Origin of the sequence: Methanosphaerula subterraneus, assembly GCF_052055875.1 — an archaeon.
Lineage (GTDB): Archaea > Halobacteriota > Methanomicrobia > Methanomicrobiales > Methanospirillaceae > Methanosphaerula > Methanosphaerula subterraneus.
Genome location: NZ_CP170508.1, coordinates 877,425 through 892,261 on the forward strand (window position 1 = coordinate 877,425; position 14,837 = coordinate 892,261).

13 protein-coding genes and 4 tRNA genes are annotated in these 14,837 nt (G+C 53.1%); 12 read left to right on the plus strand and 5 right to left on the minus strand.

From position 1 onward, the window contains the following. Window positions 1–198: 198 nt before the first annotated feature. The 10 genes from ACFKSJ_RS04045 to ACFKSJ_RS04090 all read left to right on the plus strand — a co-directional run bounded on the left by ACFKSJ_RS04045 (window position 199) and on the right by ACFKSJ_RS04090 (window position 7,861). Window positions 199–270, plus strand: a tRNA-Cys gene (locus ACFKSJ_RS04045). 63 nt (window positions 271–333) lie between these two features. Next, complete coding sequence (locus ACFKSJ_RS04050) at window positions 334–1,329, plus strand: radical SAM protein (protein ID WP_440950981.1); 996 nt, start codon at window positions 334–336, stop codon at window positions 1,327–1,329. A gap of 113 nt (window positions 1,330–1,442) precedes the next feature. Next, a tRNA-Cys gene (locus tag ACFKSJ_RS04055) sits at window positions 1,443–1,513 on the plus strand. 569 nt (window positions 1,514–2,082) lie between these two features. Continuing rightward, window positions 2,083–2,153 (plus strand) — tRNA-Cys (locus tag ACFKSJ_RS04060). A gap of 12 nt (window positions 2,154–2,165) precedes the next feature. Next, window positions 2,166–3,530 carry an O-phospho-L-seryl-tRNA:Cys-tRNA synthase gene (gene pscS, locus ACFKSJ_RS04065; RefSeq protein ID WP_440950982.1) on the plus strand — a complete coding sequence of 455 codons (1,365 nt, stop codon included), beginning with the start codon at window positions 2,166–2,168 and terminating at the stop codon, window positions 3,528–3,530. 154 nt (window positions 3,531–3,684) lie between these two features. After that, complete coding sequence (locus ACFKSJ_RS04070; protein ID WP_440950983.1) at window positions 3,685–4,983, plus strand: O-acetylhomoserine aminocarboxypropyltransferase/cysteine synthase family protein; 1,299 nt, start codon at window positions 3,685–3,687, stop codon at window positions 4,981–4,983. A gap of 85 nt (window positions 4,984–5,068) precedes the next feature. After that, window positions 5,069–6,559, plus strand: coding sequence for a homoserine O-acetyltransferase MetX (metX, locus tag ACFKSJ_RS04075; RefSeq protein WP_440950984.1), 1,491 nt, complete (start codon window positions 5,069–5,071; stop codon window positions 6,557–6,559). Continuing rightward, on the plus strand, window positions 6,556–7,113 hold the full coding sequence (locus tag ACFKSJ_RS04080; protein ID WP_440950985.1) for a threonyl-tRNA synthetase editing domain-containing protein: 558 nt from the start codon (window positions 6,556–6,558) through the stop codon (window positions 7,111–7,113). Before metX ends, ACFKSJ_RS04080 begins: the two co-directional genes overlap by 4 nt. Continuing rightward, complete coding sequence (locus ACFKSJ_RS04085; protein WP_440950986.1) at window positions 7,110–7,592, plus strand: DUF1890 domain-containing protein; 483 nt, start codon at window positions 7,110–7,112, stop codon at window positions 7,590–7,592. The genes ACFKSJ_RS04080 and ACFKSJ_RS04085 overlap by 4 nt, the downstream gene beginning before the upstream one ends. Before the next feature lie 8 nt (window positions 7,593–7,600). After that, window positions 7,601–7,861: a DUF1894 domain-containing protein gene (locus tag ACFKSJ_RS04090; RefSeq protein WP_440950987.1), complete on the plus strand. Its 261-nt coding sequence runs from the start codon at window positions 7,601–7,603 to the stop codon at window positions 7,859–7,861. Between the two features lie 513 nt (window positions 7,862–8,374). Here the strand turns inward: ACFKSJ_RS04090 and cysS are convergent. Together cysS and ACFKSJ_RS04100 are read right to left on the minus strand one after the other, a co-directional pair. Then, window positions 8,375–9,688 (minus strand): cysteine--tRNA ligase, encoded by a 1,314-nt coding sequence (gene cysS, locus ACFKSJ_RS04095; protein WP_440950988.1) that lies wholly within the window; start codon window positions 9,686–9,688, stop codon window positions 8,375–8,377. Next, a tRNA-Cys gene (locus ACFKSJ_RS04100) sits at window positions 9,658–9,730 on the minus strand. Before ACFKSJ_RS04100 ends, cysS begins: the two co-directional genes overlap by 31 nt. Before the next feature lie 606 nt (window positions 9,731–10,336). Between ACFKSJ_RS04100 and ACFKSJ_RS04105 the strand changes: the two genes are divergently transcribed. Continuing rightward, window positions 10,337–11,317, plus strand: a complete 981-nt coding sequence (locus ACFKSJ_RS04105; RefSeq protein WP_440950989.1) for a PLP-dependent cysteine synthase family protein — start codon at window positions 10,337–10,339, stop codon at window positions 11,315–11,317. 1 nt (window position 11,318) lies between these two features. After that, window positions 11,319–12,479 carry a cystathionine gamma-synthase gene (locus ACFKSJ_RS04110; RefSeq protein WP_440950990.1) on the plus strand — a complete coding sequence of 387 codons (1,161 nt, stop codon included), beginning with the start codon at window positions 11,319–11,321 and terminating at the stop codon, window positions 12,477–12,479. Window positions 12,480–12,740: 261 nt separating this feature from the next. Here the strand turns inward: ACFKSJ_RS04110 and ACFKSJ_RS04115 are convergent, their stop codons facing one another. The 3 genes from ACFKSJ_RS04115 to ACFKSJ_RS04125 are packed head-to-tail and all read right to left on the minus strand — an operon-like array spanning window position 12,741 to window position 14,337. Beyond that, window positions 12,741–12,920: a hypothetical protein gene (locus tag ACFKSJ_RS04115; RefSeq protein WP_440950991.1), complete on the minus strand. Its 180-nt coding sequence runs from the start codon at window positions 12,918–12,920 to the stop codon at window positions 12,741–12,743. After that, window positions 12,904–13,845, minus strand: coding sequence for an ABC transporter substrate-binding protein (locus ACFKSJ_RS04120; RefSeq protein ID WP_440950992.1), 942 nt, complete (start codon window positions 13,843–13,845; stop codon window positions 12,904–12,906). Before ACFKSJ_RS04120 ends, ACFKSJ_RS04115 begins: the two co-directional genes overlap by 17 nt. A 3-nt stretch (window positions 13,846–13,848) precedes the next feature. After that, entirely contained in the window at window positions 13,849–14,337 is a 489-nt protein-coding gene (locus ACFKSJ_RS04125; RefSeq protein WP_440950993.1) for a helix-turn-helix domain-containing protein, read from the minus strand. Between the last annotated feature and the right edge of the window lie 500 nt (window positions 14,338–14,837).

The following is a 14,837-nucleotide window of genomic DNA, read 5'->3' on the forward strand; positions in this document are numbered from 1 at the left end:
ATCGGGTATACACGGGATACGGCACGCTGTCGTTTTTAAGGAATGGGGAAATAAAGAGAATAAAAGGTAATAAATCAGCAAACCTTGGCTGTACCTATCAGTTTATGATGAAATTGCGGCAATATCGGCCCAAAAATCAGATTATTAATCACTCCCCCGCCAATGAAGATATACGATGTTTCAGGTGTGAACATCCGTGCCAATGTGGCGGAGTGGCTACGCGGCTGATTGCAGATCAGCTACAACCCGGTTCGAATCCGGGCATTGGCTCTTTTCATTCTGATGTATGATGACCATTTTCGTTATTATTTAATTATATCCAGGTTGATACGAATGGAACAGGGTCTCACTGCTGAAACAAAGGCGCTCCTGATCAGCATCGGAAGCGCGGATATCGACCAGGCACTCCTGCCTGCGAACTTAAAAACAGTTGCAACTGCTGGCCCGGGTGCAGGCGGAACATCATTTTTTATCAGGTCCGGAACCCATCGTGTCCGGCTCTCTCTCAAGAAAGAATCCCCATTAAAAATAATTCCATGGAACGATGGTGTTGGGGTAGAGAAGGAGGGGCGCATCATCGCGTACGGGACTCTAGAACTGCCACTCTGCCACTGCCCGGATCAGGCATATATCACGGTAAGCGAGCGGTGTATCTTTGACTGCAAATTCTGTCCAGTGCCACTCCTGCAGGGACGAATAAAGACGATCGAAGAAATTACCGCGATGGTGGAGGAAGCGGTTGCCCGGGGCACCGTACAGGCCATCTCTCTCACGAGCGGGGTGGCTGAATCTCCGGAGAAAGAAGCGCAGTATATGGTTACGATCGTCCGCTCTTTACGAGAACAGTTCGATCTTCCCATCGGTGTATCCATCTATCCAACCGCAACATCAACAGAAGACCTTCGTGCGGCAGGGGCGGTGGAGATAAAATACAATGTCGAGACGATGGACCCGGCGATCTTTAAAAGAGTCTGCCCCGGACTCTCACTCGATGAGATCCTTGTGGCACTCGACGGTGCGGTCAGAATTTTTGGCAGGAACCATGTCTCCTCAAATTTCATCATTGGACTTGGCGAGAGCGATGCCTGTGTAGAGGAGGGTGTGGAGACGCTCGCCGGCATCGGGGTGATCCCGAACCTGCGCCCGATCTCCCCTCATCAACTCAGGAAAGGAGCGATTGCCATCGAACGTCCTTCATCAGACCGGTTGCTCGCGTTGACCCGTATCAACAGGGCTGCACTCGAACGTCACGGACTCGATGCGAGGAAGGCCCTGACGATGTGCCTCCCCTGCACCGGATGCGACCTCACCCCCCAGCGGGACCTGTGAAAGATCGATACCCATTCCTTTTTTTGGATCAGGAAACATTTGCCAGTAAATTATCCTATAAATATTCCCGCCGACAACGATAGTATGGCGAAGTCACAATTGTGAACACCGATGCCACGGTGGCGGAAAGGCTACGCGGCTGATTGCAGATCAGCGTATCCCGGTTCGATTCCGGGCCTTGGCTCTCATTTTCTCGATTGATTATTATGATACCAGCGGTTACGTCGCTCTTCTGCACCCGTTTTTTCCTCGCTCGTGCGATCACTCCGTTTTGAACATGCGACGAATGCGTCACAACTTCTCGCGTCGAATAAGATGGTCCCATCCCCCAATACCAGGGGATACTCGATAAGTGCAGAGAGAACCCGGCTCTTCCATGCGGCGCAGGGGAGATGCAGCCGGTGAGTCGACCGTTGACTTCTTTTTGAAAATAATAATTCCATCATTGCCCGTTCTCATCGGAGTCTCAGAACAGAGGATGCCGGGGTTCAGCTGACAGAAGATAAAAATATTATGTTTCACGGATTTTTCATTTTCCCGATTGCTTTGAACCGGGCAGATCCCAAAGATGGAGGTGTTTGCGTGGTTAAATGCACAGCGATACCCACGCCTCCAATGGGAATTGCAGAAAGTTCCTCGTCATCTTCAGAGGCATCCATTGATTCAGGAAAAAACCGCCGTTTCCACAATGATAATATATTCACAATTGTTATGTAATATAGTCAGATTCACAATCGTGAATTCATAAACAATGCCAGAGTGGCGGAGTGGCTACGCGGCTGATTGCAGATCAGCGTATCCCGGTTCGATTCCGGGCTCTGGCTTGGGGTCTTCCCATGAGTATCAAAATCCAAAAAACATTCGAAGCCCTCTTCGAACTCGAAGAGATCCGGGGAATCTTCAGAGAAGCAGTCCCCACCGGTCTCAATGTCGAAGAGGAGGAGGCGCTCCAGAAGAAGATCGCTGAGCTCAAGGCCATTATTGCAGATCTTGAAGCCGGCACCGGAACGCCCAGAGTAACGAAGATTGCAGATACCCTGGATGTCCGTTCCCGCGAGGAGCAGTACATCAATATCCACCCGATCCAGGCTGCAGGGCGGTTGACCACTGAGGCGAGAAAAGCGCTTATTTCCTATGGTGACGGGTACTCCACCTGCGATTTCTGCCGCAAACCGTTCCGGCTCGACAAGATCACCCGACCCGGCATCGCCGAGTTCCACGACGATCTTGCAAAGTGGCTCAACATGGACCAGGCCCGGGTCGTGCCGGGGGCACGCCGGGGATTCCAGGCGGTTGCCAGCACGCTGGTCGGAAAAGGCGACAGTGTGATCGTCTCGGCGCTCGCCCATTACACCGAGTTCCTGGCAGTGGAAAATGCCGGCGGTGTTGTCCGGGAGGTGCCGCTGAACGAGAAGAATATCGTTACCGGAGAAGCAACGGCACAGAAGATCGAGGAGGTCAAGAGCGAGACCGGAAAACTCCCGGTGCTCGTCATGATCGACCACTACGATTACCAGTTCGCCAACGAGCACGAGATCACTGCCATCGGGAAGGTCGCTCATCAGTACGACATCCCCTTCCTCTATAATGGAGCATATACGGTCGGGGTCCAACCGGTCGACGGGAAGAAGATCGGAGCGGACTTTGTCGTCGGCTCCGGACACAAGAGTATGGCATCGGTGGCGCCGTCCGGAGTCCTCGCAATAAACGATGATTTCGCCCCGAAAGCACTCAGGACCACTGCGATGGTCGGTGACCTGACCAAACGCAAGTTCGGGATTAAAGAAGTTGAACTGCTCGGATGCACGCTGATGGGGGGGACCCTGCTGTCCATGATGGCATCGTTCCCGACAGTCAAAGAGCGTGTGCTCCACTGGGACGAGGAGGTGAAGAAGTCGAATTATTTCATCGACGCACTCCTCCGGGTCGAAGGGAGCAAGGTACTGTCCGAGTACCCGAGAAAACATACCCTCACCAAAGTCGACACCACGGGAAGCTATGATACGGTCGCACAGACCCACAAGCGCCGTGGTTTCTTCTTCAGTGACGAATTGACCGCACACGGGATCGTCGGGGAGTTTGCAGGTGCAACCAAAACCTGGAAACTGAACACCTACGGTCTCAACTGGAACCAGGTCCGTTACCTGGCAGATGCGTTCACTGAGATCGCAGAGAAACACGAATTACCCGTTCGAAAGTAAAGCAGGTATCTCAACCGTACCTGCTGCACAACAGGTGATACAGATCATGACCCCAAAAATCGTTGACATCCTCTCAAAGATCAATCCCTTCACCTCAACGGAGAATATCCAGACAGAACCATCACCAGAAATTACAAAGAATGAGGAAATTACCATGACAGAAAATAAATTCCACCTTGGAACAACCGCCCTCCATGCAGGGCAGGTGCCCGATCCGACCACCGGATCCCGGGTTGTACCGTTATACCAGACATCCTCCTACGTGTTCAAAAACACGGAGCACGCAGAAAACCTGTTCGGACTCAAAGAGCTCGGGAACATCTACACCAGGCTCATGAACCCGACCACGGATGTGTTCGAAAAACGCATTGCAGCCATTGAAGGAGGAACCGGAGCGATAGCCACAGCATCAGGAGCAGCTGCCATCACCTATGCGATCCTGAACATCACCCGACCGGGCGACGATATCGTCTCTGCCGACAATCTGTACGGCGGCACATACGAGTTCTTCCACTACACGCTCCCGAAGTTCGGACGACATGTCATCTTTGTCGACTCCACAAAACCGGAGGAGTTCAGAAAGGCGATCACCCCAAATACCAGGGCTCTCTATGCCGAGACCATCGGGAACCCAAAATTGGATACTCCGGATTTGGAGGCTATCTCAAAGATCGCCCATGACAACGGCATACCCTTCATCGTCGACAACACAACCGGTGTCGGCCTTGTCCGTCCCATCGAATACGGCGTCGATATCGTCGTGCACTCGGCAACCAAGTACATCGGCGGGCATGGCAATTCCATCGGCGGTGTGATCGTTGACTCCGGTAAATTCGCCTGGAACAATGGCAAATTCCCTGAATTCACCGAACCGGATCCCGGCTACCACGGCCTGAAGTACTGGGAGACATTTGGGAACTTCCCGGGACTTGGAAACGTCGCCTTTGTCTTCAAGATCCGTGTCTCACTGATGAGAGACACCGGGGCGGTGCTCAGCCCGTTCAATGCGTGGCTCTTCCTCATCGGTCTCGAGACGCTGCACCTGCGGGTTCCCCGCCACTCGGAGAACGCCCTGGCGGTCGCGAAATTCCTGAGCGCACACCCAAAGGTTGCCTGGGTGAATTACCCCGGGCTTCCCGACAACCCAAACCACGAACTTACAAAGAAGTACCTCACCGGAGGATTCGGGCCTATCGTCGGCGTAGGGATCACAGGAGGAGAAGCAGCGTCGAGGAAGTTTATCGACAACCTGAAACTCTTCAGCAACCTTGCGAACATCGGAGATTCCAAGAGCCTGGTCATCCACCCGGCGTCGACCACCCACCTGCAACTCACTGTCGAGGAACAGAAGAATACTGGTATCACACCGGACTTTGTTCGGCTCTCCATCGGTACTGAGGATATCGAGGATATCATCGCCGACCTGAAGCAGGCCCTGGAAGCGACACCGTGAGGTCCGACACCTCTCGGATCCGCCATATCAGGGTGACAGCGGAGATCATCGCTGGATTCAGCCGGAAACAACAGGGAGTGTGTTGATGGCCAGAGTATCCGCAGAACCGGTGACAACACAGTATTACCGTCATCCCTCTCCGCTCGTCCTTGAGAGCGGGGAGACCATCCCTTCTCTTACCATTGCCTATGAAACATACGGCACCCTTAATCACGACAGGAGCAACGCAATCCTGATCGGTCATGCTCTTTCAGGTGACGCCCATGTAGCAGGATTCCACGAGGGCGATGAGAAACCCGGCTGGTGGGATACCGTCGTCGGTCCAGGCAAGGGCTTTGATACAGACCGGTATTTCGTGATCTGCTCGAACGTGATCGGTGGGTGTCAGGGATCGACCGGCCCGTCCACGAACAATCCGGTGACCGGCAAACCCTATGGAGCACAGTTCCCGGTGATCACCATACAGGATATGGTGCATGCCCAGAAACTGCTCGTCGACCATCTCGGCATCTCGCAGTTGTATGCAGTGGCCGGCGGATCGATGGGTGGCATGCAGGCGCTTCAGTGGACGGTGAGCTTTCCGGAGATGATGAAGAAGGCGATCGTGATCGCAGCGACCGGGTACTCCACTCCCCAGCAGATCGCGTTCAACGAAGTGGGAAGGAAGGCGATCACCTCAGATCCCGAATGGAACGGCGGGAATTACTATGATCCGAAATCGGATGAGGCGCCGGGCCCGGTCAAGGGGCTCGCGCTCGCCCGTATGGTCGGCCACATCACGTACCTCTCGGACGAGTCGATGCGTGCGAAGTTCGGACGCTCCCTCCAGGAGAAGGATCGAATTGGGTATGACTTTTCAACGGATTTTGCCGTGGAGAGTTATCTCCACCATCAGGGTGATACCTTCACTCACCGGTTCGATGCCAACTCCTACCTCTACATCACCAAGGCCATCGATTACTTCGACCTGACAAAAGACGGCTCGCTCGCAGGAGGGCTGGCAGGAGTGCACGCATCATTCCTCGTCATCTCGGTCTCTTCCGACTGGCTCTATCCTCCCTATCAGTCTGAGGAGATCGTATCGGCACTGACGGCGAATGACCGCGAGGTCAGGTACAGCGAGATTCACTCCCACTTCGGTCATGACGCGTTCCTGCTGGAATCCGGCCAGATCAACTACCAGATCTCCCAGTTCCTCTCGAGAACCGTCGTCGGCGATGTCATGATCAGAGATGTACCGACCATCGAGGAAGGGGCGACAACTGCGGTGACTGCGCGGCGACTGGTCAATAAGGAGGTCAATCACCTGCCGGTCCTCTCGAGGAGCAACCTGCTGGTGGGGATCGTCACCTCATGGGATATCGCGAAAGCAGTGGCGAAAAATTTCCTCTGGCTCGATGAGATCATGTCAAAAAAAGTCATCACGACCGTTTCAGAGGAACCGATCGAATCAGCCGCAAAGAAGATGGAGGAACACTCCATATCGGCATTGCCGGTTGTCGATGAAGACCAGCACCTCATCGGCCTCATCACCAGTGATGCCATCAGTGTGCTCATCGGGCGGGGCACCTCATGAGGATCCTCTCCATCCATGCGTCCTCGATGTGGTTCCATGCGACCAGGAAGACAAAACTGGCAGAGCCCATCGCTGTCAGGGAGGATCGGATGGAGGAATGCGTCGTCCTCTTCTGCTGTATCGAGAAACTCGATGAGAAGAACCCGGGGCATGTTATCGCAAGTGCGCATCAGAATATCCTGCAAAGACTGGAAAAACTCAAAGTCAAGAGGGTGCTGATCTACCCCTACGCTCATCTAACGAGCACGCTCGGGTCGCCCCAGGTCGCACTCACCATTCTCAAAGGGCTGGAAGGAGCACTTCTGGGTGAAGAGATTGAGGTGAAGCGGGCACCATTCGGCTGGTACAAGGAGTTCGAGATAAGGAGCAAAGGACATCCACTCGCCGATCTCTCAATGACCATCTGCCCGTACGAAGGGACTGAATGCGACTTCACCTGCCCGTACTGCCATCACCCATTCAAGGAAACAGATGCGGAACCAGTCTGCCAGCAGTCCATGGGACCTGCAGAAATCTGTTCCGACGGACAGGCACCAATCGGAGAGAAGAGATGACCGATATACCAGCAACACCAGAAAAAGCACTCATTGTACTCGGATGTCCGGAGGCTCCGGCACAACAGGCGCTTGCCTTCCATGTGGCGCACAACCTGAAAAAGAGAGGTACCGACGTGCTTATCGCGGGCAATCCCTCCGTCCTCAACCTCCTGAAGGTCTCGGACCCTGAGAAGCACTATATCACGGATACGATGGTCCTTGAACAGTGCATCGCCGATATCGTCGAGAAGAAGAGGGACTGCGATCTCTGCGTGGTCTTTGCGCACAACGATGCAGCAATTGCATACGCAGCAACGATGCGCTACCTGTTGCCGGAACGAAGATTTGTCGTAGTTGTCTTCGGAAAAGAGCCCGGACCGCTTGCAGACGAGATAACCTTCCCCTGCGAGAAGATCGTCGACAGAGCAGTGCACAACCCGATGCAGTTGAAAGCAAAGATTAACGGGGTGTTCGGATGGGCTGTATCGAGAACCTGAAATACGAGATGATCCTCCCGCTCGGGGCCTCCTTTCGGGAGTGCCGGGAATATGCAGAGAAGAATTATCAAGAGATCTGGTATGTAGATCCAGGCTACAGGTTATTTGACGAGTACATCATCGGTCTTCCGCCGATCGCCCTCGGTATCGAAGAGGGAAAAAAGATCATCTTTCCCTTTACAAAACCCTGTCATGGAACCGGCCTGCTCGGGATTGAGGATACTGAGGAGGTAGAACGGGTGCGAAAGACGGCGAGATGGAAAAAATAAACCGGGTGAAATGGTTTCAAAGGGAACATTTCGGAGTGATCGGTTCATCTTCTAGCGGTTCTTTTTTCCAATCATTGGATCTTCTCGAAGAGAAAAACTCCTCACCTTTGCCTTCGGACAGTGGTTATGACTGTATGATCAATACCAGACATGGTCCATCTGTACCTTTCCGGTCTGATGTAACCCTGCCCCTTCCATCTCCGGAGCCGTCCGATTGGAGGGCACGGTGACAGGAGTTTCGAGGGAGACCACTCATTTTAAGAAACAAATTTAAAATCAGTGCCGCACAATAGATTTCCCGAGGGGCATCCAGCATCAGAAATTGTGCCGGCCCGTACGAATAGATGCACGTGGTATGGATACCGGGAATTCCATCTCACCACAGGTTCGCAAAATTTTATGCGTTTGTCACCACCCACCAGATGTCTCACCGTGCATGAAACACCGGGAGAAGAATGGTGAATGTGCCGGAGACATGATGGATCCCCGGCACGTCAGATTAGGCGAACACGGTCAGAGGGGCGCATCGGTGATGGTGATCCCGGCAGCAACCATCCGCTCGCGGATCATATCTGCAACATCGAATTGTTTCCTGGCACGCAGTTCCGCCCGAATATCCTGAAGAATACTGAGGGGTGCGCTGGTCTCGCGCAGGAAGTTTATCCCAAGGATATCTCCGAACTCTTTTAGCGCCTCGATATCCCCGCTGGAGGCAAGTGCCTGGATTGCAGCGAGAGCCATGGGCGTATTGAGATCCGACTCCATGGCGTCGATGAATGCTTTCCTTCCCTCCCGGTTCACCCCGGTATCTTTCTGTGCGATTGCCCGGATATGCTCGAGCGCACGTGCCGCATTTTCTATTCCCTCATCAGAGGCCTGAAGCGGAGAGCGGAAGTGAGACTGCAGGATGAAATACCTCAGTACATCTTTATTCCAGGTCCTGAGTGCATCCCTGATGGTGATGAAGTTCCCAAGCGATTTCGACATCTTCTCGCCCTTAACCGTCAGAAACCCCGTATGCAGCCAGTACCTGACCATCGGGTGCTTTCCTTCCAATGATTCCATCTGTGCGATCTCGGCTTCGTGATGAGGGAAGATTAAATCCAATCCCCCACCGTGGATATCGTACTGCTGCCCGAAATATTTTTCAGATATCGCCGTATCTTCGATATGCCATCCTGGCCGGCCCCTGCCCCATGGAGAGTCCCAGGTGAACTCCCCAAACTCTCCGATCTTCCAGAGCGCAAAATCCAGAGGGTTCTGTTTTGTTTCGTCTGATACGCGACTGACACGGTTCGTCCTGTCCTGGTTGGACAATTCACCGTTGCGTTCGAATGAATCCACGTTAAAGTAGACACCGGTCTCTGTGGAATATGCCGCACCGCGGGTAATCAGGCGCTCCACCTGGTTGATTATCTCCGGGATGTGTGTGGTGGCACGGGCGTAATAACTCACCGAATCTATACCAAGAGCACGCATATCCCTGAGATATTCCGCCTCAAACTTTCGTGAGAGATCATGCTGGGATACCCCTTCTGCGTTCGCACGGTTGATGATCTTGTCATCCACGTCCGTGATATTCTGGAGATAGAACACTTCCTTTCCCGTCCACCGAAGGTACTTGGCCAGCACGTCAAAGACCACGTACGTCCTGGCGTGACCCAGATGCGAGTAATCATACACCGTCGGGCCACAGACAAACAGGGAAACTCTGTCCGGGTTACGAGTTACGAGGGGTTCTATGGTTCTCGACAACGTACTGTATAGTTCCAAAGTAGTGATCTCCTTGCACTGGACGCCGGCGGGGGGAGTCGAACCTCCAAACATTCGCTTTGCAGGCGAAGGCATTAACCGTTCTGCCACACCGGCCCTGTTAATTGTCTCTCACTGTGCTGTTCTCGTGCGGATTGCCGCACATCTCTATATCTTCAGAGTAAGGGCCAGGCAATTAAACCTTGGATAACGGCAGTATTTGGCGACATCTCTTATTTTAATAGGATCATTTTTTCAAAATTAACTCGTCACAGATACGTTTCAAAAAGGGAGCTGCTGGGTTCACCTGGTGTTGCCGTCCGCCTGTTCCCTGTATAGGGAGGGTGCTGGAATTTCCGCAATCCCTATATTTTTATAACCATATGCAGAAACATGGTGTAATCACATAATCACGATCGTGAATATGACTCAGGCACGAATCAGAACCAAAGCCGGGGATGAAATTCCCAACTATTCAATCTCCCTCAGGTACGGCCGCGTATCCATGGCAGTCACCATACGCAGCCACTCCGATGCATCGATCACCCTTCTTTCCCCCCCAGTTCCTGCTTGTCGTGAGTAACCACCGGCACGGACACTGTCTTCGGAATTTTTTTGAAAGGTCGGATTCAGGTGCGATCCTGTGCGCTTGTATTTTTCAAAAAACCAAAATTCAGATAGCCAGTACAGAGGATCGAAACATGAACGAATGGGGAGGTGAAAATGAGATATTATGACAGTATTTTAGAATTAATTGGGAATACGCCGCTTGTTCGGATCAGGAATGTGATGCCGGCAGGGACGAGCCCGCTGGTGCTGGCAAAGGTGGAGAGCCTCAATCCCGGGGGAAGTGTCAAGGACCGGATTGCCGTCAATATGGTGATTGAGGCAGAACAAGCCGGACGTATCCTGCATGGAGGAACGATCGTCGAGCCCACGTCGGGAAATACCGGGGTTGGGCTGGCAATTGCCGCTGCTTCGCGCGGGTACAATGCGATCTTCACCCTGCCTGATAAGATGAGCATGGACAAAGAGATCCTCTTGCAGGCGTACGGGGCTGAGGTGATCAGGACACCAACCAGCGTGTCTCAGGAAGATGAACGCAGTTATTACCGGGTTGCAGAGAAGATTGCACGTGAAACGCCGGGTTCGTTCGTCCCGAACCAGTTTGAGAATGTCTACAACCCGGCTGCGCATTATGCGACAACCGGTCCTGAAATCTGGAAGGATACTGGCGGGCATATCACTCATTTTGTGGCTGGAATCGGGACAGGGGGAACCATATCCGGGATCGGGCGCTATCTCAAGGAAAAAAATCCAGACATAAAGATCATCGGGGTGGATCCTGAAGGCTCCATTTACCACCACGTCTTCTACGGGACTGAGCCCGAATCCCACCCATACAGAGTTGAAGGGACGGGGGAGGAATTCATCCCGAAAACCGCGGACCTGACCGTAGTCGATGATGTGATAGTTGTATCGGATAAGGATGCATTCGGGATGACGCGGAGGCTGGCCCGCGAGGAAGGTCTGCTGGTTGGCGGAACGTCCGGAGCTTCCGTGGTCGCGGCAGCTTCAGTGGCGCAGGGACTCACCGAAGAGGACCTGCTGGTGGTGCTCCTCCCGGATACCGGGCGCAATTACCTGAGCACGATCTTCAACGATGAATGGATGAGGAACAATGGGTTTTTGGATGTGATTTGAGATGGGATTTGATACACAGGCAATTCATGCCGGTGAAGAACCGGATCTGACAGGACATCCCAGCGGGGATGTGGTCGTCCCGATTCACCTGGCGTCAACATTTGCCCGCCGGGATGTCGATGAGCCGACCGGGGGCTTTGAGTACTCCCGGAGCGGAAACCCAACCCGGTTTGCACTCGAACAGAAACTTGCTGCGATCGAGAACGCACGCTACGGCCTCGCGTTCTCCTCCGGACTTGCAGCCGAGACCACGCTCTGCCTGAGCCTGCTTAAAGGAGGCGATCATGTTGTTGCATTTGACGATCTCTATGGAGGGACACGGCGTCTCTTCAGCCAGGTGTTCCAGGAACGGTTCGGTATTGAATTCTCATACGTCGACGCCCGGGATCCGGAGAATGTGAAGGCAGCGATCCGGGAAAATACCCGTCTCATCTGGCTGGAGTCGCCGACAAATCCCTTGCTGAGACTCTGCGACATTCAGGAGATCGCGAAGATCGCCCATGAAGCCGGGGTTCTCGTCGTTGTGGACAATACCTTTGCAAGCCCGTATTTCCAGCGGCCGGTCGGGCTTGGGGCGGATGTCGTGGTACACAGCACGACCAAGTACATCAACGGCCACAGCGATTCGGTGGGCGGAGCGCTGATAACATCCGATGACGACCTGAACAAAAAGTTCCGTTTCCACCAGAACGCAGCAGGGGCAATCCTGTCTCCGTTCGACAGTTTCCTTGTCGCCCGGGGGATCAAGACACTGGCGTTGAGGATGGAACGGCACGAGAAGAATGCGTTAACTGTGGCGCAGTTCCTGTCAGCGCACAAAAACGTGGCTGCTGTCTATTACCCCGGTCTTGCATCGCATCCCCAGCACGCTCTGGCACAAAAGCAGATGACAGGCTCTTCAGGTATGCTCTCCTTTGAGTTGAACGGCGGAGAGACAGAGGCAAAGAAATTCCTCCGGAACCTGCGGCTGTTCGGGCTCGCAGAGAGCCTTGGGGGGGTCGAGTCCCTGATTGAGCACCCGGCAACCATGACCCATGCTTCTATCCCGCGGATGGAACGAGAAAAAGTGGGCGTGAGTGATTCCCTGATCAGGATTTCCGTGGGTATCGAGAACGCAGAAGATCTCATTGCAGATCTCGATCAGGCATTTGATTCCATTTGATGTCTGGGGTCCGTGTAGTCCATGCAGAACTCTGAAACAGTCATTCCGAGTACTGGATGAAAATATGCCTGTGGCTGCAGGAAGATTCTGGTAAAACAGTAGAATAAGAAACTGGAGATGGGTAACCGTTCTCATCTTTTTTGATTGAAACGGGAACGATCTCTGGAACACGGAAAGATGCAGTTTTTGAGTCAGGGAGAGGCCCGTGCACAATCATATGATACTCAAAGGAACCATGAGGTTACCGCAGATTATCACCCTCTATACGGACGCGGTCCTGGACTCGGGCATCCAGATCCTTCCGGGGCTGACAACCGATCTCTCCAGGCCGGCGTCCCTGATTGCCGGGGGACTGATGATAGTTCTTGCGGCATCGATAGCCCTGACGATGGATTTTTTGTCGACAAGTATCCGGTCATCCGGTTTAGATGGTGATTCCATCATTGTAATGGTGGCTCCCGGGGTGGATTGAACGGATAAAGGAAGAATCAAAGATCGCATCTTCCCCGATGAGGTGTGAGATATATCCCAGTTCATGAAGGGTGCGCACAAACTTCAGGGTGGAGGCGATGTATTCCGGAGGAAGGGCAGCGCAGTACTTGGGCGATATGCGGTACGTATCCATCACAAAATCCGGATCGACCATTCCGGTCGTTTTTGCAACAATGCAGGCAGCAGATCGCGGGTCATGTCGGATCAGTTCGCATGCGTCTTCATGGGCAGAAAGGAACTGCAGAAGAATCTCCTTTTGTTCGAGCATCCTTCGCATGACCACGATCCCATAACTCGGATTGAACGGCCAGAGCGTATCAGGGGGAACCACCAGATTCGCACGGTTATAACGGCGTGCGGTCACTGCAAGGGCAGGGGTGCCGGCGGCAGCAGCAATCTCTCCCCGGGCGAGCGCATCGGGAAGAAAGTCAGCCCAGGGATAGTTCTTCACCGTAACATCGCAAACACCGTGTTCCCGCAATAGTTCGTGAACAATTACATCATGGATGGAACCCTTTGGAGGAGTGCCGATCGCCTTACCAGAGAACTGTCTGAGGAACTCCGATATGCTGTTATATGCAACAAGAGGGTGGATCTCTTCGCCGGCGATGATGACAGTGCCCTCAACATGTCCGCCGGCGATGCAGGCAAGCGATAGTCCGTGATCGATACCGATGATCACCGGGGGAAGACCGATATACCCGAGATCAATGGTTCCGGCGTGCATGGCGTTGATGATGTCGGGACCTGATGGGAAAAGTTCCCACGTGGCATCGATCCCGCGATCAGTGAGGATTTTCGAGCCTCGTAGCAGGAACGCGGTATGATACATTGTTGATAGGTGACCGATGCGGAGAGAGGGGCGAGCAGGCATAATTCATCCAATGCGTTTCACAACTGCTTTAATCGCTTCGCTGACGACTGACTGTTCAGGGCGGAGCATTCCGACTGGAATATCTACGATTTTTTCTACGATCGATGCAAGGATTGGTGCACAGATAATACCGGATGCCCCCTCTTTTTCTGCCCGTGCAGCAGCAATAATACATTCTTCAAACGAATTTGCTGAATATTTCCGTATCCCGTATGTAGTTCCCCTGAGATCAACATCGTGTATCTCGAGAATATCGAGCAGGAATTTTGCAGCGATGATCGCAATGAACTGGTCTGGCACCGGCTCTAAAACCGCGACGATCCTCCTGATCGTCGAAAGCCTGGGGTCGCGTTCACCCAGCGTGATTTTATCGAGCGTGGAAACGGGAATACCGGTGAGATCCGCGAGTTCCGGTACCGTCATCTCCCTTTTTACCAGTTCCTCGTTCAGCGCAGCGGTGAATTCGGTCTCGAAAATTCTCTTTGAGAGCATAGGATCCGCCAGATATCACGTGGGTATTGGAAATTGTTCATAACATGAGTTTTTGTATTGTTGGAGAATGAGATGAATCAGGCATTCTACTACCCAGGTGCCAGGCAGCTGTGCCGGGGATTCCGGGTCAGCTGCAGGCCCTGTGATATTCACAGTGGGTATGTTCAGAGCTGTTTTCCAGTTCCAGTTGTGAACACTCTGTATAGCACAGAGGGGGTAATAAACCCTGATTATGGGTCAGGTTTTGCCGCTTTCTTCGATCTTTTCAGGAAAAACGGTGACATCGGATAGTTTCGGAAAGGAGAAAAACGGTGTGATCACCTGCATCACTGCTTTCAGACAGTCCAACCTGCTTGCAGCCAGGCCACGAAAATTACCGTTGTCAAATGTGAGATGATGATAAACGCACATGCTGAGAGCATGCCATAACACCAGATCCAGGTTCCTGCGAACCAGTGAAAGGTTCCTGAACACAAAGATTTTTGTGGTTTCCCAGCACA